The organism is Arthrobacter saudimassiliensis (assembly GCF_059090665.1).
In genome coordinates this window covers 212,699-232,437 of the sequence record NZ_JBNHFX010000001.1, presented here as the reverse complement: position 1 = coordinate 232,437, position 19,739 = coordinate 212,699, and the positions used below count along the sequence as shown (strand labels likewise).

Genomic DNA, 19,739 nt, shown 5'->3' with positions numbered 1-19,739 from the left:
AGGAGAGTCCATGGCATCCGTCCTGGTCTTTGTCGATCTTTCCTCCGCCGAGCTGACACGCGCTGCGCGGGAGCTGCTGGCCATCGCCGGCACCCTGGGCGAGCCGGTGGTCGCCTGCCCCCATCCCGTCTCCGACGCGGCAGCCGGTGCGCTGGGGCGCCTCGGCGTGGCCGAGGTGCTCGAGCCCGCCGCCGAGCTGCCTGACGTCCTGGTCGCCGCCAAGGCCGCCTTCCTCGCCGCGGCCGTGGAAGCGGCGCAGCCGGGCGCGGTGCTGCTGGGCAACTCCTTCGAAGACCGGGAGATCGCCGCCCGCGCTGCCGTCCGGCTCGGTTCCGGCGTCGTCACCGACGCCGTAGCCGTGGCCCCGGACCTGTCGGTCACGAAGTCGGTCCTGGCCGGCGCCTACACCTCCACCTGCCGGGTGCGCTCCGGGGTGCCGATCATCACCGTCAAGGCCAACAGCGCCGAGCCGGCGGAACCCGCCGACGGGGCTCCCGCGGCCCGGCGCAGCGTCGAGCCGCAGCCGGTGCCGGCCGCTGCCCGCGTCACGGAGCGCTCGGGCCGGATCTCCACCGGCCGCCCCGACCTCGCCGAAGCCCGCGTGATCGTGGCCGGTGGCCGCGGCGTCGACGGCGACTTCGGGGCTTTGGAGGAACTCGCCGACCTGCTCGGGGGAGCGGTGGGCGCCTCCCGCGCCGCCACCGATGCAGGCTGGATCGAACACTCCGCCCAGGTGGGGCAGACCGGCAAGACGGTTTCCCCGCAGCTGTATATCTCCGCCGGGATCTCCGGAGCAATCCAGCAGAAGGCCGGCATGCAGACCTCCAAGGTGATCGTGGCGGTCAATAAGGACGCCGACGCCCCGGTCTTCGAGATCGCCGATTTCGGCGTGGTCGGCGACCTGTTCAAGGTGCTGCCCCAGGCCGCCGAGGAGATCCGGAAGCGCCGCTCGTGACCGGCCCGGCCGCCGCCGTGCCGCGGCGGGTGCTGGCCTTCGCGGCCCACCCCGACGACGTCGACTTCGGCGCCGCCGGCACGGTGGCCGCCTGGGCCGCCGCCGGCGCGCAGGTGACGTACTGTGTGATGACCGCCGGCGACGCCGGCGGGTTCGAGCCGGGGGACCGGGACGCGGTGCCGGACCTGCGCAGCGCCGAGCAGCGCGCCGCCGCCGAGCTGGTCGGCGTGCATGACGTCCGGTTCCTCGGCGAGCGGGACGGCTACCTGGAGCCCAACCACCGGGTCATTTCACAGGCTGTGGCGCTGATCCGGGAGGTGCGTCCCGACGTCGTGCTCTCCATGCATCCGGAGCGCAACTGGGACCGCATCCAGGCCTCGCATCCGGACCACCTGGCCTGCGGCGAGATCGTGACCCGCGCGGTGTACCCGGCGGCGGAGAATCCCTTCGCCTATCCGGAGCTGGCGGAGTCCGGCCTGGCGGCCTGGAAGGTGCCGTGGCTGTGGTTCTACGGCGCGCCGCGGGAGCGGGAAAACCGGGCGGTCGACGTCACCGACACGGTGGAGCGGAAGCTGGCCGCCATCCGCCTGCATGCCAGCCAGCATCCGGACCTGGCACACATGGAGGCTTCGGTGCGCGGGTTCCTGCAGGACAACGCCGCCCGCCACGGGCTTCCGGCCGGCCGCAGCGCGGAGGTCTTCCACGCCGTGGGCGTCAACACCCCGGACACCATCGCCGGGTTCTGACCCCGTCCCTGCCCGAACAGACCCGGGCAGGGACCACGCCGGCGCCGGCAGGGCCGGCCAAGGTCAGGCCGGGCGGCGTCCGACGGCGAGCAGGCTGTCGGCGTTGAAGGCGAACTCCGCGCCCAGCTCACCCAGCAGCCGGGTACGCACCCGCTCCACGGCCGCCGGATCCGCCGGCAGCAGCCTCCGCAGGTCCGAGCCCAGCACCAGGGACCAGGCCAGCTCGGGGGTCAGCTGGACGGTGGCCGGAACGGACTGCACCTGGACCTCTTCCAGGCCCAGGTTCGTGAGCCAGTCCCGCAGCCGTTCCGGGGTGTTCAGCCTGCCGATCCGCTCGGCCAGCTCCCCGGCAGGGCCCGGATCGGCGCCCTCTGCGGCGCAGGCCTCGGCCAGGATCGGTCCGAAGGGAACCAGGGCGCCGTCGGCCCAGGCGCTCAGCGCGAGCGTTCCGCCCGCGCGCAGCATGGCGACCAGGCGTGCGGCTCCCGCATCGAGGTCAGCCAGCCCGTACACCGCGTAGGCCGTGAGCACCACGTCGTACGGTTCAGCGGGCTCCCACTGCATCGGGTCCGCCGCGTGCAGCCGGACCGTGTCCAGGTTCAGGGTCTGCGCCTTGGCTCCGGCAGCCTCAAGCATCGCGGCGGAGCGGTCCAGGCCGTCCACGTATCCGTCCGGGCCGGCGGTCTGTGCCGCCGGAATCGTCGCTGCGCCGGTGCCGCAGCCGACGTCGAGCACCCTGTCGCCCAGGCCCACCTCCGCCGCCGCGACGAGGGCGTTGCCGACGGGATTCCACAGCGAGGGGGCCAGCCGTTCGAAGTGTTCCGCGTCTTCGCGGAAGGCTGAGCCGGTGGGGGTCAGGGGCATGGACGCTCCTTAGAGCTTGGCGCCGGGGAAGCCGTGCTGGCGCCAGGCTTCGTAGACGGCGATCGAGGCGGAATTGGCGAGGTTCAACGAGCGCAGCGAGGGCAGCATGGGCAGGCGTACCCGCGCAGTGATGTGCGGATCGTGCTTGACCTCCTCCGGAAGGCCGACCGATTCCCGGCCGAACATCAGCACATCTCCGGGCTGGTAGGCGATGTCGGTGTAGGAGGCCTCGCCGTCGGTGGTGAAGGCGTAGACGCGTTCGGGTTCCAGCGCCTTCCACGCCGTCTCGAGGTCCGGGTGCACGTGCAGGACGGCCAGGTCATGGTAGTCGAGGCCGGCGCGGCGGAGCTTGGCGTCGCTCAGGTCGAAGCCCAGCGGCTCCACCAGGTGCAGCTCGGCGCCGGTGATGGCGGCCAGGCGGATCGCGTTGCCGGTGTTGCCCGGAATTTCAGGCGTGTGGAAGAGGATGCGGAACACTCCTCCATCCTATGCCAGCGGCGGTTTGGGTCAGCGGTCCGCAGCCTCGATCAGTGCACCCAGGACCGGCAGGCGGACGACGGCGGGCTGCGGGCCTTCGCTGAAGAAGCGGCGCAGGGCCCGGCCCAGGGTACCGGCATTGACCGGACGTACATCGGCGGGAGCGGATCGGGGAGTGCCGGCGGCCTGCGGGGGATAGTCGATCACCGGTTCAAAGGGGTTGCCCCGCGGATCGTGGAGCACCAGCCAGCCCGCGACGTTGAACTCGCCAAACCGCCCCTGCAGGGTCCGCACCGCCTCGGGCAGATGCTGCAGGCCCGGGCTCCGACCGGTGCTGCGCAGCTGGCGGCCGTCCCACCGGTAGTGCCCGGAGGAGGCCATGGCGGAGTCGATCACCGCCATCCGGTAGCCGCCGATCACCACGTGGCCGATCTCCAGCGTGCCTCCGCGGGGCCCGGTGTCGGGGATCCGGAGGCCGCTGATCAGCCGGGCGGACGGGTAATCCGGCAGCAGGACCTGCTCCAGCAGGGCGACCGTGCGCTGCTCGGCCTCCCACCGGGATCCGGCGGCGCCCATCCGCTGCAGCACGCCGGGCCGGCGGGGTTCCCCGTGCACCTGCCGGCCAGCCAGCGTCAGCGGCAGGACCGGAGGCTGCGAGGGCGAGAAATCCGGGCTGAACTGCGGTGGCCGGTTCAGCACTTCAGCCGGCGAGGCTACGGGGCCGGCGCCCGGGTGCGCTGCCGTGCCGGCGGCCCGGGCCGGGTGAGGTTCGTCTCCCGCCCCGCGGCCCAGCCGGCGGTCATACTCGGCGCGCCGCCCCGGATCCGAGAGCACCTCGTAGGCCTCGGCGGCCTGATGGAAGCGGGCGTCGCTGCCGCCCCGGTCCGGGTGGAAATCACGGGCCGCGCGGCGCCAGGCGGCCTTGATCTCGGCGGCGGTGGCGGTGGGGGCCAGCCCGAGGACGTCGTAGTGGGTCCTGCCTGACGGGCTCACGCGGGTCCTTTCCAAAAGGCGGGCTGTCCGGGCCGGTGGAAGCCTGCGGCATCGGCCCGCCGTAAAAGCTGGGTCAATTGTAGCGGCGGCCCGGGGGACAGGCGGCCATGGACTGCGGCTAGAATTGTCGGGTGCCCGTGTACCTTGACCACGCGGCGACCACGCCGATCTCGGCCTCGGCCCTCGCCGCCCTCACCCACGAACTGAGCCGCAGCGGCAATCCGTCCTCGCTGCACGGCTCGGGCCGGCGTGCCCGGATGGTGGTGGAGGAGTCCCGTGAGATCCTCGCCGCCGCGCTGGACTGCCACCCGTCCGAGGTCATCTTCACCTCCGGCGGCACCGAGGCGGACAACCTCGCGGTGAAGGGCCTCTACTGGGCCCGGCGGGCCGAGGACCCGCGGCGGGCCCGGATCCTGTGCGCGGGAATCGAGCACCACGCCGTGCTGGACACGGTCGAGTGGCTGCAGAAGCACGAAGGCGCCGAGGTCGTCTGGCTTCCCGTGGACGGCGAGGGATTCGTCGATCTCGAGGCCGTCCGCCGGGAGCTGGCCGAGCACGCCGACCGCACGGCCCTGCTCACGGTGATGTGGGCCAACAACGAGGTGGGCACCGTCCAGGACATCGCCGCCCTCGCCGGGCTCGCCGCCGGGCACGGCGTGCCGATGCACTCGGACGCCGTGCAGGCGTTCGGCGCCGTGCCCGTCTCCTTCCGCAGCTCCGGGCTGGCGACCATGGCGGTCAGCGGCCACAAGATCGGCGCGCCGGTGGGCATCGGGGCGCTCGTTGTCGGCCGCGCCGTCAAGCTCACCCCGGTGCTGCACGGCGGCGGCCAGGAGCGCGACATCCGCTCCGGCACCCTGGACACCCCGGGCACCGCCGCGTTCGCCGCCGCGGCCCGGGACGCCGTCGCCCGCCTGCCCGAGGAGGGGACCCGGCTGCGGGCGCTGCGCGACGCGCTGATCGCCGGCGTCGAGCGCGCCGCGCCGGACGCCGTGCTGCGGGGCCCGCGGGACGCCGACGGCGCCGGTACCCGGCTGCCCGGCAACGCGCACTTCACCTTCCCCGGCTGCGAGGGCGACTCGCTGCTCTTCCTGCTCGACGCCGCCGGCATTGAATCCTCCACCGGTTCGGCCTGTACGGCCGGCGTGCCGCGCCCGTCGCACGTCCTGCTGGCCATGGGGCTGAGCGAAACCGAGGCCCGCGGCGCGCAGCGGTTCAGCCTCGGGCATACATCCGGGCCCGACGACGTTGACGCACTGGTGGCCGCCCTGCCCGAAGCGCACGGGCGGGCGAAGAAGGCCGGACTTTCCGGCCAGGCAAGCAGCATCCAAACGGCAGGGACAGGTTTTACGGCATGAAGGTATTGGCAGCAATGAGCGGCGGGGTGGACTCCGCCGTCGCCGCCGCCCGGGCGGTCGACGCCGGGCACGACGTCGTCGGGGTGCACCTGGCGCTTTCCCGCATGCCGGGAACCCTGCGCACCGGCAGCCGCGGCTGCTGCACCATCGAGGACTCCAGGGACGCCTGGCGCGCCTGCGACATCCTGGGCATCCCCTACTACGTCTGGGACTTCTCCGAGCGGTTCAAGGAAGACGTCGTGGACGACTTCGTGGCCGAATACGCGGCGGGGCGCACCCCCAACCCCTGCATGCGCTGCAATGAGCGGATCAAGTTCGCCGCCCTGCTGGAAAAGGCCCTCGCCCTGGGCTTCGACGCCGTGTGCACCGGCCATTATGCCAAGGTCATCACCGACGCCGACGGCAACCCCGAGCTGCACCGGGCCGCGGACTGGGCCAAGGACCAGTCCTACGTGCTCGGCGTGCTCACCCATGAGCAGCTGCGGCACGCCATGTTCCCGCTGGCCGAGACGCCCTCCAAGGCCGAGGTCCGCGCCGAAGCGGAACGCCGCGGCCTGTCGGTGGCGAACAAGCCCGACAGCCATGACATCTGCTTCATTCCCGACGGCGACACGCGTGGCTGGCTCGAGGAACGCATCGAGATGAGCGAAGGGGAGATTGTCGGGCCCGACGGCGAGAAGCTCGGCACCCACCCCGGCGCCAACGCCTTCACCGTCGGCCAGCGCCGCGGCCTGAAGCTCGGCCGGCCCGCCGCCGACGGCAAGCCCCGCTTCGTGCTGGAGATCCGGCCCAAGGAAAACAAGGTCGTGGTCGGTCCCGAGCAGCTGCTGAACATCGACCAGATGCGCGGCATCAAGGTCTCCTGGGCGGGCCTGCCCATTGCCGCCGTGGAGACCGGCGACCGGTTCGACTGCATGGTCCAGGTCCGCGCGCACGGCGACCCGGAGGCCGCTGTGGCCTGGATGGAGCCGTCCGCGGATCCGGAGGCGCCGGCGGAGCTGGTGGTGCGGCTGACCGAACCGATGCGCGGCGTCGCGCCCGGACAGACCATGGTGCTCTACCAGGGCACCCGGGTGCTCGGGCAGGCGACCATTGACTCGGCCCGCTCGCTCGAGTGGGACCCCGCCGCCGTTTCCTGACCCGGGCGTCTCCGTCCCGGCAGCGCATCCGACGACTCCCACGTGCCGCGGGTCCTGAGGCTGTGGGGTCCTACCTCGGCGGCTGACCGATCAGCGGCGCGTCAACTGCGCAGGCCGCTGCGGCGTGTCCCCGCGCCTGTGCCCGGTCCCCCCGGCTGCGCAGCCCTCTGATGGCGTTTGAGCCTGTGCAGGAGCAGCAGCGTCGCGGCGGGCCCGACCACCGGAAGCAGGAGGCAGGCGGCAAGCAGGCCCAGCCGTTCAGGGCCGCTCACCAGCCGGCTGTACGCCAGGGCGATCACCGCATGGATCAGCAGGGCAATAATCAGGAATCCCATGCCGCCGACCAGCACCTCCCACTGCGAGGGGACCAGGGGATTGGCGCCGCTTCCCATGCCGTGCTCCTTCCGCCGAGCGGGTCCCGGCGCCGTCCGGCACCTCCCGCGTGGATGGCCCATACTCTGCCACACCACTGCGGCAGGGCGTCCCTCAACGCTCTGCCGGGCGGTCAGCCGGGGACGTCGAAGCCTGCCTCCTGCAGCCATTTGGCCTGCTCGCTGCCCGGCTCCAGGGCCCGGCCGGCGGTAAAGACGACCCGGGTGTTCTCCGGCGTCCGGATCTCCAGGTCCACGGTGTTCCAGGGCGTGGGCCGGGGCCCGGCGGTGCAGCCGGGAGCCAGCTCGCTGCAGGCCGCCGCGATGGCCTCGATCTCATCCAGCACGCAGGCGTAGCTCACGGTGGCGGCGGGCGCCTCGGCCGCAGGTACGCCCGGCACCAGGAGGGCATCCTGGAAGGCCCAGCGGCGCACGTGGGTGAGCTGCCCCGGAATGGTGAACAGGTCGATGAACCCCAGGCCGCGGGTCCAGAAATCTACGGACGCGGCCAGATCGGCGGTGGGCAGAGTGACAAACATGGGCATGCCGTAGATGCCGCGGTAGATCTCCGGAGCCGTCGCTCCGGGACCGGGCGGAGGAACCGGACTGATGGAGAAGGCGTCGAAGTTTTCGCTCATACCCGCCATTGTTCACCTTGCCGCAGCGGCAACCGCAAGCCCCGGCCGGCGTCGGCGGGCCGTAACCTGGTCCGCGGCGCCGCAGAGCAAACCCTAGACTGGAACAATGACTGATACACCCGAGGATGAGTTTGACCCGGCTGCCAGTTCGCTGACCGGCCATGTCCCCGACGAGGTCATGGCGGAACTGCTCGCCATGCGCGGCAGCATCGACAACATCGATGCCACCCTGGTGTATCTGCTGGCTGAGCGGTTCAAGGCGACCCAGCGGGTGGGCCACCTCAAGGCCGAGCACCGGCTTCCCCCGGGCGATCCAGGCCGGGAAGCGGCACAGATCGCCCGGCTCCGCAGGCTGGCCGCTGACGCCCATCTGGACCCGGCCTTCGCGGAAAAGTTCCTCAACTTCATCATCAGCGAGGTCATCCGGCACCACCAGGCGATCTCGGAGACCCGGAACGGAAACGGAAATGGCCGCGCCGACAGCTGAGTCCGCACTCCCTGAACCTGCGCCCACCACGGTCGCCGCAACCGCGGGGCCCGGCTGGCCCGGGACGGACGTCGCCGAGGCGATCCGGATCAGCCGGGGCGAACTGGGCGAGCCGCACCTGCCGTTCCTGCCCCAGCTGCCGGACCGCGGAATCGGAGCAGACGCGGTGGGCCGCACGGCCTCCCTGCTGGTGGACCTTCCCGTGGACCTGCAGCCGCACGGATGGCGCCTGGTCGACCGGCCCGGCCGCGACCTGGCCCGCGCCCAGGCGCTGCTGTCCCGCGACCTGAACACTCTCGCGGACCTGGCCGGAGAGGAAGAGCGGCCGTCCACCGGGCTGCGGCTGTCCCTGGTCGGGCCGCTGAGCCTGGCGGCCGGCCTGCACCTGCACAACGGCGAGCGGGCGCTGGCCGACGCCGGCGCCCGGCGCGAACTGGCCGAGTCGCTGGCCGCAGGCCTGGGAGCATATCTGCACCGTGCCGGCGAAGCGGTGCCGGGCGCCCGGCTGGTCCTGGCCGTGGAGGAGCCCGACGCCGAGCGGGTGCTCCGCGGACGCATTCCCACCGCCAGCGGCTACCGCACGCTCCGCGCGGTGCCGGACGCCGAGGCACGGCGCACCTGGCAGCTCATCCGCGACGCCGCGGCGGAAGCCGGGGCGGACACCGTACTGGTGCTGCCCGGCGTCGGCCGCCCCGCCGACCGCGCCGCCGCCTCCGCCGCCGACCTGGCGCTGGCCGCCGGGTACGACGGTCTCGGGCTTCCCGCCGCCGGGCTCCAGGCACGGGACTGGGAAACCGTTGCCCGGACCGTGGAGGAGGGGCGGCGGATCGAACTCGGGCTGGTTCCGCTTCCGGCCCCGGGCATGCAGGTCCGGCAGGTGACCGCCCTGGTGGACTCGGTGCTCCGGCCCTGGCGTGACGTCGGCCTGCCGCTGCGGCAGCTGCCGGCGCTGGCCCCGGTTCCGGCCGCGGAGCTCGCCTCGGCCCCGCCGGCCGTAGCCCGGTCCGTGCTGGCCCGGCTGACCCAGACGGCGTCGGCCCTCGAACAGGTCGCCGCCGACGCCTGAGCGCGCCCCGCGGGCTCAGCCCACCGCGTAGTCGAAGGCGCCGTCGTAGACGAAGACGGTGCCAAGCTGCCGTTGGCGGACCTCGGCACTGATCCGGAACCGGCCCGACGCCGCATCCCACCACTGGACGACGCGTGCCGATGCCCCCGCCGGTCCCGGCAGCGGCACCCGCACCGGTCCGAGCACCAGGACCGCGCCGAAGGAATCCATCACCAGCGCCCCGTCGGCCCCCGGCGACAGGGCGAGCCCGGTGATCAGCCGGCGCCCCGTGCCCAGCGCATCCTGCAGCCGGTCCGGGGCCACCAGGGTGGTGGTGTCCTCGAAAACGCGCGTGGCCGAGGGAAACCGGAAGGTCCGCACCGCGGTCAGCGCGGGGCGGCCGGCGGCGTCCGGATGGGCGCGGTTCTCGATGCTGAACGGCACCTGCTCGCCGTAGTCCCCGAAGAAGGCTCCGCGCAGCGGCGCCGCGCGCATGAGCGGCCGCAGGGCCGGCCGCGGGCAGCCCGCGCGGGTGAACATCCCGTTCCCCCTGCCGACGGCGCCGATCGGCAGCGAGAAGTAGTCACGGAGCTCCGGCTGCAGCCGGTCGAAGGCCGCACCGAGGACCTGGTGGTACATGCCGGTCACGCCGGCCTCCTCTCCCGCCGCCCGGCACCGCAGCCGCGGCTACAGCCTGCCTGCGGCCTTGAGCTGGATGTACATGTCGGCGAGTTTCGGCGGGAGCTCCTGCGGGGTCTCATCCACCACCTCCACACCCATGGACCGCAGCTGGGCGGTGACCGAGGCCCGGTCCAGCAGGGCGCGTTCCGCGGCGGCGGCCCGGTAGGCCTCGGCTGCGGTGCCCCGGCGTGCCCGCATCGCGTCCAGTTCAGGATCGCGCACCGAAGCCACCACCACCAGATGACGCTCCAGCAGCTGCGGCAGGAACGGCAGCAGGCCGTCCTCCACCGCACCGGAGTCCAGGGTGGTCAACAGCACCACCAGGGCACGCCGCGGCGATATCCCGTGAACGGCGGAGGGCAGCAGCGAGAAGTCCGCCTCGATCAGTTCCGGTTCCACGGGGGCCAGCGCCTCGACCATCCGGTTCAGCAGGTTGCCCTTCGCCGCGGAGTCCACCCGGGCCCGGGTCCGCCGGTCAAAGGCCAGCAGGTCCACCCGGTCTCCCGCGCCGCCGGCGAGTGCGCCCAGCAGCAGGGCCGCTTCAATGCCGGTGTCCAGCCGCGGCTCGTCCTGGATCCGGGCGGCCGCGGTGCGGGAGGTGTCCAGCACAATCACCACTCGGCGGTCACGCTCCGGACGCCAGGTGCGCACCACGGTGTCGCGGCGCCGCGCCGTCGCCCGCCAGTCGATGGAGCGCACGTCGTCGCCGCGCACGTAGTCGCGGAGCGAGTCGAACTCGGTGCCGGCGCCGCGCAGCTGCACCGTGGCGTTGCCGTCCAGCTCCCGCAGCCGGCGAAGCCGGCTGGGCAGATGGCGGCGGGAGGCAAACGGGGGCAGCACCCGCAGCAGGCCCGGAACCGGCAGGGACCGCTGCCGCGCGGCCAGGCCCAGCGGACCGAAGCTGCGCACGGTGACCGTCTCGGCGCGCAGGTCACCGCGCCGCTCCGGCACCAGCAGCGTCGCCGCCCGGCGGGCCTCCGCGGCGGGCACCGTGAGCCGGTGCACGGGATTGCGGGCGCCGGCCGAGGGCTGCCAGCCGTCCCGGAGCACTGCATGCAGGGTCCGCGCCGTCGGGTTGCGGACCACCAGCCCGGCCCGGGCCTGCCCGCCCAGGCGAACCCGGTCCAGCGGGTCCCGGGTGACGGACAGCAGGCGGGGGGAGACGGCCAGCAGCAGGTCCAGGGCCGCCGCTGCGGCCAGGAACAGCACCCAGAGCCAGATGGTCACAGCCTGCGGCCACAGGAAGACCGCCACCGTCCCGGCGGCGGCAAGGAGGACGAAACGCGCGGAGACCGCCACCGGCCTACCTCGGCACGGGCACGGTGGCCAGGATGCCGGCCAGCACGTCGTCCGCCCGTACGCCGTCCATCTGAGCCTCAGGGCTGAGCGCCACTCGGTGGCGCAGGGTGGGCAGGGTCAGCGCCTTCACATCATCGGGAGTGACGAAGCCGCGCCCGGACAGCCACGCCCACGCCCGGGAGGTGTTCAGCAGGGCGGTGGCGCCGCGGGGGGACACGCCCAGCTGGAAGGACGGGGCCGTGCGGGTGGCACGGGCCAGGTCCACAATGTAGCCAAGCACCTCCGGCGCGACGCCGACGGCGGCCACTGCCTGGCGCGCGCGGGCCAGATCGTCGGCGGAGGCCACCGCACGCACACCGGCCGCGCCCAGGTCCCGCGGGTCGAAGCCGCCGCTGTGCCGGCGGATCACTTCGATTTCGTCCTCGCGCGGGGGCAGGTCGAGGGTGAGCTTGAGCAGGAACCGGTCCAGCTGGGCCTCCGGCAGCGGGTAGGTGCCCTCGTACTCGACCGGGTTCTGCGTCGCGGCGACGATGAAGGGTTCCGGCAGCGGGCGGGAAACCCCGTCCACCGTCACCTGGCGCTCCTCCATCGCTTCGAGGAGCGAGGCCTGCGTCTTGGGCGGGGTGCGGTTGATTTCGTCCGCCAGCAGGATGTTGGTGAAGACCGGGCCTTCGCGGAAGCTGAACTCCGAGGTGCGGCCGTCGTAAATCAGTGAACCGGTGACGTCGCCGGGCATCAGGTCAGGGGTGAACTGCACCCTGCGGGTGTCCAGGGACAGGGCCGCGGAGAGGCTGCGGACCAGCAGCGTCTTGGCGACGCCCGGCACACCTTCGAGCAGGACGTGCCCCCGCGCCAGCAGCGCGATGATCAGTCCCGTCACGGCGGCGTCCTGGCCCACCACGGCCTTGGCCACCTCGGCCCGTACCTGCATCAGCGCGTGCCGGACCGGATCGGCGGGGGACTGGCCGGCAATCTGGCCCTGTGGCGCGTCAGCGGGCGGGGCGGCCGCCGAGGCAGGCTGGGCGGCCGCAGCGGGCGCCGGCTGCCGGGCCTGGCCGCCGGACCAGCCTGCGCCGGGCGGCGCTGTGGGTGGCTGGCCTCCGGGCTGCCGGGCAGGCCAGGACTGATGCGGCTGGTTCATGATCCGAGGACCTCTTCCTCTAGGTGTTGGATGGACTGTGCCCAGCGGACCAGATCGGCGTCGTCGGCCGGCAGCGGCCCGTAAAGCAGCTGCTGTACTTCGTGGACCGGGCGGTTCGATGCTGCGGCTACGGCTGCGGCCAGCTGTTGCGGACCGGCGGTGGAGTGCAGGCGCAGGAACCGGGCCAGGCGGACCTTGGTTCCGGAGCGCAGCACCTGCGCGGCGCGGTCGGCGGCGCGGCCGTCCTGGTACAGGCGGGCCCGGCCCTCGGCGGTCTCGGAGGACCGCACCAGCACCGGGAGGGGTTCAACGGCCAGCGGTCCCAGCCGGCGTCCCGCGGCAAACGCGGCGAGGGCGGCGACGATGAGCAGCCAGACCGCGACCGGCCCCACCCAGTCCGGCAGCGGCGGGGCCTGGGCGGCGTCCTCCGCGGGGAGGAAATCGGCGGCCGTGGGGGAGAACCAGACGAGGGTCGGCTCCGAGCCCAGGGTCCGCAGCACCAGGGCGGCGTTGCCGCGCGAGGCAACCGTGCTGTTGGCCAGGAGGTCGGGGTTGCCCAGCACCACTGCGGTGCCGTCGGCGGTGGCGGCGTAGCTGCCGGCTCCGGCCGGGCCGTCCGGCACCGGGAAACAGGTTACGGGTCCGCGGTAGAGCTGTCCGCCGGCGTCAATGCTCCGTGCGGCGGACGGATCGGCAGCCGCGCAGTCGGCGAGCAGCTCCTGCGGTCCGTCGCCGTCCCCGGCGGCAAGGCTTTCCGGCACCAGCCCCGCTGCGCTGATCTCCGGGGCGGCGGCCGAGAGCTGGGCGAGGTCCGGGCGCAGCAGCACCACCCGGCTGCTTCGCTCGGCCAGCGCCTGCAGCCGCTCGGCGTCGATCCATCCGTTGGGATCATGCAGCAACAGCGTCGTATCCGGCCCCGATGCCTCCAACGCCTGCTCATAGCCGGCAGGAACGCGGACGTCGACGCCGCGGGAACCGAGCACCTCGGCCACGGCCATTGCCCCCTCCGGCGACGGGTTGCCGGGCCCCAGCGGTTCGCCGCTGCTGCCGCTGCGCCCGAGCGAGCCGATGACGGCCACGATGACCAGCAGGAGCCCGAGCGCGGTCCAGAGCAGCCGTCCGCGCCGACGGGTCGCCTTTGTGGAGCCTTCGGCCCCGGCCGGGCGGGGGGTGCCGGTCTGCAGCCCGGTCATCGCGGAACCGCCGGAGACGGGCCGGCCGCGGGTGCAGCGGCGGGCGCGGCCGCCAGGAGCCGGGAGTCCAGGTCCTCCGCCCGGGCGGCATCCGCCGCCGTCGCAACGCCGGCTCCGTACCTGACCTCGTTGAAGCGCTCGGCCAGCCACCTGATGCCGGCGGCGTCCGCGGGGTAGGCCGCGCAGAGCCGGGAGGCCGCTTCGGTGGCCGTCTGCCCGGGCACGGGCTCCAGGACCACCCGTTCCTCGGCGTCGCGGATCATCGCGCGCAGGAGCTGCGTGAGCGCCTCATTCCAGTCGCTGCGGCCGGCCGCTTCACGGGCCAGGCGGCGGTGGTCCACCGCGGTCGAGGGCGCCTCGTCGTCGAAGACCGGGCGGGTTCCGGCGGGCGAGGCGTTCAGCCGGGGCCGGATCACCAGGACCACCAGCAGGAGGACCACCGCTGCGATGGCCGCGAGGACCAGCACCCCGGTGACCGGGCCGGCGGACCCCAGCCCGGTCAGCACCGTGTCCAGCCACTCGGCCAGCGCGGCAAGGGCTCGCTCGGTCAGGCCCGGCTCGGCCTCCTCGTACACCGGCCGGGACAGCTCCTGCTCCATCCAGCGTCGGGCCTCTTCCTCGTCGGGAAGCACCGGCACCCCGCGGTGGAAAACCCCGGTCAGCTCCATGGCGCCGACGGCGGCTGCGGACGGGGCCCGGGGCCGGCGGGGGCCGGGCCCGCACCCGGCACGGCATCGGGATCCGGCCGGGGGTTTTCCTGCTCGCGGAGCAGCGCCACGTCGAAGCCCTCCCGGCGGATCCTCAGGTCCACGTAGAGGAGCGAGGTGACCGAGGACTGGAAGGCATAGGCCACCGCCGCGAAGATATTCGTGACAAGCAGGGTGGCCGGCAGCACCAGGTTCAGATAGGCGGCGGGGTCTTCGCCGGCCACGGAGCCAGCCAGCAGTCCTGCCAGCAGACTGACCGGGGTCGCGACCACCGAGGTGATCACGCCGGCAATGAGGGAGGTCAGCAGCAGAATGCCGAACGTGCGCCACCAGTTTCCGGCGGTCAGACGCCAGGAGCGGCGCAGCGAGGCCAGCACGCCGCAGTCCTCCAGCACCAGAACGGCCGGAGCCAGGCACAGCTTGGTGCCGGCCCAGAGCGCGGCGACCCCGGCACCGGCGGCCAGCACCATCCCGACGAGCACTGCGCCCCAGCCCAGCGCGGGGACGCTCAGCGCCGTCAGGCCGCCGACCAGCAGCGTCGCCGCGGCCCCCGCCCCGCACCACAGCAGCAGGAGCAGCAGCAGACGCGGCAGCCTGGGTGTTCCAAGCCGCCACAGCTGGGCGAACGCCGTCCGCCGGTCCAGCGTCGCCCGGGCCACCACCAGCACCAGCAGCCCCTGGAGCAGGAAGATGCCGGCGGCGGTGACCAGGCCGATCAGGAGGCTGCCGCCCAGATACCCGCCGAGGAACGAGAAGACCTGCTCATCGCTGGGCGCCGGATCAAGCAGGACGTCGAAATCGTAGGTCGCGCTGGTGACCAGCCAGGACAGCAGGGAGACCACGGCCATGACGATGACGGCGGATCCGAAGGTGGCACCCGCGTTGCGGCGGCAGGCCTGGAAGGCCCCGTCCATCATTTCGCCGAGGCCGAGTGGGCGCAGCGGAATGATCCCGGGACGCGGGGGAGGGACATAGGCAGGTGCCGGCTGGCCCCAGGGCTGCGGCATCGGCCCGGGAGAGGGAGCGCCCCACACCGGCGGGACGGCTCCCGGCGGCTGGTTCCACGGCGGCGGGACGGCACCCGTTGGCGGGGCGCCCCACGCCGGCGGCGGAGCCCACTGCCCTGAGGGGCCGGAGCCGGGGGCACCCTGCTGCGGGGGCTGCCACTGGGGGCTGTCCTGGGACGGGGGAGTGCCCCAAGCCGGCGCTGCCGGCTGCGGCGGCACGGGCGGCACCGGCGGGTCCGCCGGTCCGCTCCGGTGCGGTTCCTCCCCGCCGTTGTGATTGTCCTGACCCATCTGTCCCCCAAGAAACGCCGTGTTGGTCCTGAACCGACTATAGTTCCTGCCGCCGACGCGGCACCCCCCAAACCGGGCGGCAGGCAACCTTCCCTTAGGATGATAGGGATGACATGGCCCGCCCGGGTCCGGGTCCAGCTGCCCGCGAGTCCGGACGCGGGCGCTTCCGCCGCGGTGCGGGAGGGCAGACCAACGGAACAGGGAGCAATGAAGGCACGCATTCTGGTCGTGGACGATGACGAGGCGCTGGCCGAGATGATCGGCATCGTCCTGCGGAACGACGGCTTCGACCCCATTTTCTGCGCGGACGGCTCCAGGGCGCTGGAGATCTTCCGCAGCTCCCGGCCCGACCTGGTCCTGCTGGACCTGATGCTGCCCGGCATCGACGGCATCGAGGTGTGCCGGCGCATCCGCGGCGAGTCCGACGTACCCATCGTGATGCTGACCGCGAAGTCCGACACCGCCGACGTCGTGCGCGGCCTTGAATCCGGTGCCGACGACTACGTGCCCAAGCCGTTCAAGCCCGCCGAACTGGTGGCCCGGGTCCGTGCCCGGCTGCGCCCCGTGGACCAGCGCTCCCCGGAAACCCTGCGGATCGGAGACGTGGAGATCGACGTCGCCGGCCATGCGGTCTCCCGGGCCGGGCAGTCGGTAGCGCTGACCCCGCTGGAATTCGACCTGCTGGTCGCCCTCGCCCGCAAGCCCTGGCAGGTCTTCACCCGCGAGATGCTCCTGGAACAGGTCTGGGGATACCGCCACGCCGCGGACACCAGGCTCGTGAACGTGCACGTGCAGCGCCTGCGCTCGAAGATTGAACGTGATCCGGAGGCCCCGGAGGTCGTGCTGACCGTCCGCGGCGTCGGCTACAAGGCCGGCCAAAGCTAGTTGGAGGCCACCGCTGCTCCGCCGTCCCGGGCACGCGCCCTGCACGCGGCGATGCTGGACCGGGTCCGCCGCGGCGGCCGGTTCCTGCAGCGGCACCTGCTGCAGCGCGTGGCCAACCGCTGGCGGCGCTCGCTGCTGTTCAAGACCGTCACCTCCACGCTGCTGCTGGTCGCCCTCGCCTGCGGCGGGGTCGGAGCGTTCCTCTCGCACCAGATCGCAGGCGCCCTCTATGAGGAACGCTTCGACCAGTACCTTGCGGAGTCCTCGGCCGACCTGATGAAGGTCAAGGAGGTCTTCCGGACCACCACGGCGACCGACCGGGAGGAAACGGACCGGCTGGTCTCCGACACGCGGTCCCTGCTGGAAGGCGAGGGCATTGACGAGCCCCGCAGCTACCTGCTCCAGCCGCTGCACCGGGATCCGTACGTCTCGCCGCAGGGCCTGAACTTCACCGCCAGCCAGATCCCCGTGGCCCTCGCGGACGCGGTCGACGCCTCCGACGCCGTCAGCGATGCCGACCGGGTGTACTGGTCGGCCCTGGAACTGCCCAGCGGCGGGCCCGGCCTGGCGTTCGGCACCAAGGTGACGCTCCCGCCGGACCGGTCCGAGTACGCCCTCTACCTGATCTACGACCTGTCCTCGATGCAGGACACCCTGGACGGCATCCACGGCATCCTGTGGATCGCCGGCGGGCTGCTGCTGGTGATCATCGGGACCATCGCCTGGATCGTGACCAAGGCCGGCGTCGGCGCGGTCAGTGACGCCGCCGTCGTATCGGAAAAGCTCGCCGCCGGCGAGCTGCAGGAACGGATGGACGTGCGGGGGGAGAACGAGGTGGCCCGCCTCGCGGCCTCGTTCAACCACATGGCGGCCACGCTGCAGGACCAGATCACCCAGCTGGCCCAGCTCTCCCGCATGCAACAGGTCTTCGTCTCCGACGTCTCCCATGAGCTGCGCACCCCGCTGACCACCGTGCGGATGGCCGCCGAGGTCCTTTACGACGCCCGCGCCGACTTCGATCCGATCAGCCGGCGGTCCGCCGAGCTGCTGTACAACCAGGTCGAGCGCTTCCAGGCGCTGCTGGCGGACCTGCTGGAAATCTCCCGGTTCGACGCCGGCGCCGCCGCCCCCGACATGGAGCCCACCGACATCGTGGGCGTGGTGCGGGACGTCATCGAGGCCACCGAGCCCCTGCTGCTCAAGGCCGGATCGGAGGTGTCGGTGGTGACCCGCGAGGAACGCTGCGTGGTGGACGCCGACCCGCGGCGCATCGAACGCATCATCCGCAACCTGGTGGTGAACGCCGCCGAGCACGGGGAAGGCCGGCCGATCAACATCGCCATCGGCGCCAACGCGGACGCCGTGGCCGTGGCCGTGCGCGACCACGGCATCGGCATGAGCGAAGAGGATGCCGGACACGTCTTCGACCGGTTCTGGCGGGCGGACCCCGCGCGGGCCCGCACCACCGGCGGGAGCGGCCTGGGCCTGTCCATCGCCCTGGAGGACGCCCGCCTGCACGGCGGCTGGCTCCAGGCCTGGGGCCGGCCCGGCGAAGGGTCCTGCTTCCGGCTGACCCTGCCCCGGCGCGAGGGCGGCACCTTCGAAATCTCGCCCGTGCCCCTGTCCCCGTATGACAGCCTGCGGGCCGGGCACCGCCAGCTGCTGCCCGGCGGTCCGGTCCGCGACGAGGAGGAACCGTCATGAGCCCTGCACGCCGTCCACGCGGCCGCCTGCTGCTGGTGCTGCTGGTGCCCCTGCTGCTGTTCGTCCAGAGCTGTTCCTCGATACCGACCGTCGGTCCCGTCGGCACCCAGACCGTGGGGGCCGGCGGAGGCAACGGCAGCGAAGGGGTGCGCATCACCCCGGCCGGCCCGGAGGACGGGGCCAGTCCGCAGGACATCATCGAGGGCTTCATCAACGCCGGGGCCGGTACGAGCGAGGACTACAGCGTCGCCCGCGAGTACCTGGCCGGGAACCTGTCGGACAGCTGGTCCGCGACGGACCGGGTGCTGGTCTACGGGGGAGACCAGCCGCAGATCATGCCGCTGCCGGAGGAGAACACCTACCAGGTGCGGATGGGCCTGGCCTTCAGCATCGACGCCGACGGCATCCGTACGGCGGCCGAACCGGGCCACATCGAGAGTTTCACCGTGCGCGTGACCGACACCGGAGACGGCTGGCGCATCGCGGATGTGCCGAACGGGATCATGCTCAGCCAGGTGAACTTCAACCTCATCTTCACCTCCCACAACCTGTACTTCTACAGCAGCACCTATGAGTACTGGGTGCCGGACACCCGCTGGTTCGTCCAGCGCTCCGGAATGGCCACAGCCATCGTCAAGGCCCTGCTCAAGGGCCCGGCGCCGTACCTGCAGGGCGCCGTCACCAGCGCCTTCCCCTCCGGCACCACCCTGGCGCGCGACGCCGTCCCGCAGGCCAACGGGGTGGCGACCGTCGACCTCAGCGCGGATGTGCTGGAGAACGCGACCGACCTGAACCGACAGCAGATGGCGATGCAGCTGCAGCGGAACCTGAAGCTGAACAACATCAACTCGGTGGAGATGACGGCCAACCAGCGGCCGGTGGACCTCGGCAGCGAAAGCTCCCAGCTGATCCAGCCCGAAGACGGCCAGACCGTTCCCGCCACGCAGGTGGCCGTGCTGGACGGGGAAGTGGTGTTCTACGAAAATGAACAGCCGCGCTCGATCGAGGGCTTCTCCGCCGCCGGCTTCGGGCCGCAGGATCCGGCCGTCTCGCGCGGCCTGGATGCCTTCGCCTTCCTCGACGGCGCCCGCTCCACCCTGCTGGTGGGAGCCCCGAACCAGCCCGTCCGCGAGGCGGGACGCGGCGAGGCGTTCACGGCGCCCGGCATCGACCCCCATGGCTGGGCCTGGACCGCCGGCACCGTGCCCGGCGGCTCGGAGGTGATTGCCGCGCCCACCGACGGAGCCGGCAGCACCCGGATCACCGCGGACTGGCTGGCGGGGCAGACCGTGACATCCCTGCGCATCTCACGCGAGGGCGCCCGGGCCCTGCTGGTCACCCGCACCGGCGAGACGACCCGGATCTACCTGGCCGGCGTCGTGCGCTCCTCCGAGGGCGTGCCCGCCGCGCTCACCGAACCGGTGCTGCTGCGCAGCGACGACCCGGTCACCGCCGCCAAGTGGGCGGGCGAGGACACCTACGTCGCGCTCAACGACACCGGAGCCCGCTCCACGCCGCTGGTCCTGAGCACCGGATGGCGGCAGGAGGAAGGCGAGGACGGGCTCAGCACGCTGACCGGAATCAGCGGATTCAGCGTCGGCAACGGGATCAACCAGCTTTTCGTGGTGGCCTCCGATCCGGCGTGCCGGTCCGACGACGGCGGCGAGGGCGCCGTGGGCATGTGCACCATGGTCGAACCGCCGGCCGGCTGGGCCTCCACCACCCTGGTGTACGACCCCTCGTTCTCCGGCTAGCCGT

The 19,739-nt window shown here is 72.7% G+C and carries 20 protein-coding genes; 9 read left to right on the top strand and 11 right to left on the bottom strand.

The genetic code is table 11. The features are described from left to right. Positions 1 to 10: 10 nt before the first annotated feature. Both AC5RV6_RS01040 and AC5RV6_RS01035 read left to right on the top strand, forming a co-directional pair. Positions 11 to 955: an electron transfer flavoprotein subunit alpha/FixB family protein gene (locus AC5RV6_RS01040; protein WP_494005432.1), complete on the top strand. Its 945-nt coding sequence runs from the start codon at positions 11 to 13 to the stop codon at positions 953 to 955. Next, the gene (locus AC5RV6_RS01035) at positions 952 to 1,701 is read left to right on the top strand and encodes a PIG-L deacetylase family protein (protein WP_494005431.1); all 750 of its coding nucleotides are present in this window, start codon (positions 952 to 954) and stop codon (positions 1,699 to 1,701) included. Before AC5RV6_RS01040 ends, AC5RV6_RS01035 begins: the two co-directional genes overlap by 4 nt. Positions 1,702 to 1,764: 63 nt before the next feature. Here the strand turns inward: AC5RV6_RS01035 and AC5RV6_RS01030 are convergent, their stop codons facing one another. Genes AC5RV6_RS01030 through AC5RV6_RS01020 form a run of 3 tightly spaced genes read right to left on the bottom strand, consistent with a single transcriptional unit; the run spans position 1,765 to position 4,035 of the window. Then, a complete protein-coding gene (locus AC5RV6_RS01030) occupies positions 1,765 to 2,565 on the bottom strand; it encodes a class I SAM-dependent methyltransferase (protein WP_494005430.1) in 801 nt (266 codons plus the stop codon). 9 nt (positions 2,566 to 2,574) lie between these two features. Next, the gene (locus tag AC5RV6_RS01025; protein WP_494005429.1) at positions 2,575 to 3,042 is read right to left on the bottom strand and encodes a tRNA (cytidine(34)-2'-O)-methyltransferase; all 468 of its coding nucleotides are present in this window, start codon (positions 3,040 to 3,042) and stop codon (positions 2,575 to 2,577) included. 30 nt (positions 3,043 to 3,072) lie between these two features. Continuing rightward, on the bottom strand, positions 3,073 to 4,035 hold the full coding sequence (locus AC5RV6_RS01020) for a J domain-containing protein (protein ID WP_494005428.1): 963 nt from the start codon (positions 4,033 to 4,035) through the stop codon (positions 3,073 to 3,075). Positions 4,036 to 4,166: 131 nt separating this feature from the next. Here AC5RV6_RS01020 and AC5RV6_RS01015 point away from each other — a divergent pair, with 131 nt between their 5' ends. Then, positions 4,167 to 5,393 (top strand): cysteine desulfurase family protein, encoded by a 1,227-nt coding sequence (locus AC5RV6_RS01015; RefSeq protein WP_494005427.1) that lies wholly within the window; start codon positions 4,167 to 4,169, stop codon positions 5,391 to 5,393. Then, positions 5,390 to 6,532 carry a tRNA 2-thiouridine(34) synthase MnmA gene (mnmA, locus tag AC5RV6_RS01010; RefSeq protein WP_494005426.1) on the top strand — a complete coding sequence of 381 codons (1,143 nt, stop codon included), beginning with the start codon at positions 5,390 to 5,392 and terminating at the stop codon, positions 6,530 to 6,532. Before AC5RV6_RS01015 ends, mnmA begins: the two co-directional genes overlap by 4 nt. A gap of 101 nt (positions 6,533 to 6,633) precedes the next feature. Here the strand turns inward: mnmA and AC5RV6_RS01005 are convergent, their stop codons facing one another. Both AC5RV6_RS01005 and AC5RV6_RS01000 read right to left on the bottom strand, forming a co-directional pair. Beyond that, complete coding sequence (locus AC5RV6_RS01005; RefSeq protein ID WP_494005425.1) at positions 6,634 to 6,924, bottom strand: hypothetical protein; 291 nt, start codon at positions 6,922 to 6,924, stop codon at positions 6,634 to 6,636. Positions 6,925 to 7,037: 113 nt separating this feature from the next. Then, positions 7,038 to 7,541 (bottom strand): VOC family protein, encoded by a 504-nt coding sequence (locus tag AC5RV6_RS01000; protein ID WP_494005424.1) that lies wholly within the window; start codon positions 7,539 to 7,541, stop codon positions 7,038 to 7,040. A 106-nt stretch (positions 7,542 to 7,647) separates the two neighbouring features. Here AC5RV6_RS01000 and AC5RV6_RS00995 point away from each other — a divergent pair, with 106 nt between their 5' ends. After that, positions 7,648 to 8,028, top strand: a complete 381-nt coding sequence (locus tag AC5RV6_RS00995; protein WP_494005423.1) for a chorismate mutase — start codon at positions 7,648 to 7,650, stop codon at positions 8,026 to 8,028. After that, complete coding sequence (locus AC5RV6_RS00990; RefSeq protein ID WP_494005422.1) at positions 8,009 to 9,094, top strand: uroporphyrinogen decarboxylase/cobalamine-independent methonine synthase family protein; 1,086 nt, start codon at positions 8,009 to 8,011, stop codon at positions 9,092 to 9,094. The genes AC5RV6_RS00995 and AC5RV6_RS00990 overlap by 20 nt, the downstream gene beginning before the upstream one ends. Before the next feature lie 15 nt (positions 9,095 to 9,109). On the opposite strand, the gene AC5RV6_RS00985 is transcribed toward AC5RV6_RS00990, so the two are convergent. From AC5RV6_RS00985 to AC5RV6_RS00960, 6 genes are read right to left on the bottom strand one after another with little or no spacing between them, the layout of a single operon-like run. Continuing rightward, positions 9,110 to 9,712, bottom strand: a complete 603-nt coding sequence (locus tag AC5RV6_RS00985) for a DUF4166 domain-containing protein (RefSeq protein WP_494006595.1) — start codon at positions 9,710 to 9,712, stop codon at positions 9,110 to 9,112. A 48-nt stretch (positions 9,713 to 9,760) separates the two neighbouring features. Continuing rightward, the gene (locus tag AC5RV6_RS00980) at positions 9,761 to 11,053 is read right to left on the bottom strand and encodes a DUF58 domain-containing protein (RefSeq protein ID WP_494005421.1); all 1,293 of its coding nucleotides are present in this window, start codon (positions 11,051 to 11,053) and stop codon (positions 9,761 to 9,763) included. A 4-nt stretch (positions 11,054 to 11,057) separates the two neighbouring features. After that, positions 11,058 to 12,194, bottom strand: coding sequence for an AAA family ATPase (locus AC5RV6_RS00975; protein ID WP_494005420.1), 1,137 nt, complete (start codon positions 12,192 to 12,194; stop codon positions 11,058 to 11,060). Beyond that, on the bottom strand, positions 12,191 to 13,387 hold the full coding sequence (locus AC5RV6_RS00970; protein ID WP_494005419.1) for a DUF4350 domain-containing protein: 1,197 nt from the start codon (positions 13,385 to 13,387) through the stop codon (positions 12,191 to 12,193). The genes AC5RV6_RS00975 and AC5RV6_RS00970 overlap by 4 nt, the downstream gene beginning before the upstream one ends. After that, entirely contained in the window at positions 13,384 to 14,055 is a 672-nt protein-coding gene (locus AC5RV6_RS00965) for a DUF4129 domain-containing protein (RefSeq protein ID WP_494005418.1), read from the bottom strand. The genes AC5RV6_RS00970 and AC5RV6_RS00965 overlap by 4 nt, the downstream gene beginning before the upstream one ends. Next, positions 14,046 to 15,011: a DUF7847 domain-containing protein gene (locus AC5RV6_RS00960; protein ID WP_494005417.1), complete on the bottom strand. Its 966-nt coding sequence runs from the start codon at positions 15,009 to 15,011 to the stop codon at positions 14,046 to 14,048. Before AC5RV6_RS00960 ends, AC5RV6_RS00965 begins: the two co-directional genes overlap by 10 nt. 588 nt (positions 15,012 to 15,599) lie before the next feature. Between AC5RV6_RS00960 and mtrA the strand changes: the two genes are divergently transcribed. From mtrA to AC5RV6_RS00945, 3 genes are read left to right on the top strand one after another with little or no spacing between them, the layout of a single operon-like run. Continuing rightward, the gene (gene mtrA, locus AC5RV6_RS00955; protein WP_494005416.1) at positions 15,600 to 16,277 is read left to right on the top strand and encodes an MtrAB system response regulator MtrA; all 678 of its coding nucleotides are present in this window, start codon (positions 15,600 to 15,602) and stop codon (positions 16,275 to 16,277) included. Next, on the top strand, positions 16,278 to 17,981 hold the full coding sequence (gene mtrB / locus AC5RV6_RS00950; protein WP_494005415.1) for an MtrAB system histidine kinase MtrB: 1,704 nt from the start codon (positions 16,278 to 16,280) through the stop codon (positions 17,979 to 17,981). It begins immediately after the preceding gene. Then, complete coding sequence (locus tag AC5RV6_RS00945) at positions 17,978 to 19,735, top strand: LpqB family beta-propeller domain-containing protein (protein WP_494005414.1); 1,758 nt, start codon at positions 17,978 to 17,980, stop codon at positions 19,733 to 19,735. The genes mtrB and AC5RV6_RS00945 overlap by 4 nt, the downstream gene beginning before the upstream one ends. The last annotated feature ends 4 nt before the right edge of the window (positions 19,736 to 19,739 follow it).

Bases quoted from the DNA above. Each gene is read 5' to 3' on its own strand.
- AC5RV6_RS01040 (WP_494005432.1), top strand. From the start codon at position 11: ATGGCATCCGTCCTGGTCTTTGTCGATCTTTCCTCCGCCGAGCTGACA.
- AC5RV6_RS01030 (WP_494005430.1), bottom strand. From the start codon at position 2,565: ATGCCCCTGACCCCCACCGGCTCAGCCTTCCGCGAAGACGCGGAACAC.
- mnmA (WP_494005426.1), top strand. From the start codon at position 5,390: ATGAAGGTATTGGCAGCAATGAGCGGCGGGGTGGACTCCGCCGTCGCC.
- AC5RV6_RS01005 (WP_494005425.1), bottom strand. From the start codon at position 6,924: ATGGGAAGCGGCGCCAATCCCCTGGTCCCCTCGCAGTGGGAGGTGCTG.
- AC5RV6_RS01000 (WP_494005424.1), bottom strand. From the start codon at position 7,541: ATGAGCGAAAACTTCGACGCCTTCTCCATCAGTCCGGTTCCTCCGCCC.
- AC5RV6_RS00995 (WP_494005423.1), top strand. From the start codon at position 7,648: ATGACTGATACACCCGAGGATGAGTTTGACCCGGCTGCCAGTTCGCTG.
- AC5RV6_RS00990 (WP_494005422.1), top strand. From the start codon at position 8,009: ATGGCCGCGCCGACAGCTGAGTCCGCACTCCCTGAACCTGCGCCCACC.
- AC5RV6_RS00985 (WP_494006595.1), bottom strand. From the start codon at position 9,712: ATGTACCACCAGGTCCTCGGTGCGGCCTTCGACCGGCTGCAGCCGGAG.
- AC5RV6_RS00975 (WP_494005420.1), bottom strand. From the start codon at position 12,194: ATGAACCAGCCGCATCAGTCCTGGCCTGCCCGGCAGCCCGGAGGCCAG.
- AC5RV6_RS00970 (WP_494005419.1), bottom strand. From the start codon at position 13,387: ATGACCGGGCTGCAGACCGGCACCCCCCGCCCGGCCGGGGCCGAAGGC.
- AC5RV6_RS00965 (WP_494005418.1), bottom strand. From the start codon at position 14,055: ATGGAGCTGACCGGGGTTTTCCACCGCGGGGTGCCGGTGCTTCCCGAC.
- AC5RV6_RS00960 (WP_494005417.1), bottom strand. From the start codon at position 15,011: ATGATGGACGGGGCCTTCCAGGCCTGCCGCCGCAACGCGGGTGCCACC.
- mtrA (WP_494005416.1), top strand. From the start codon at position 15,600: ATGAAGGCACGCATTCTGGTCGTGGACGATGACGAGGCGCTGGCCGAG.
- AC5RV6_RS00945 (WP_494005414.1), top strand. From the start codon at position 17,978: ATGAGCCCTGCACGCCGTCCACGCGGCCGCCTGCTGCTGGTGCTGCTG.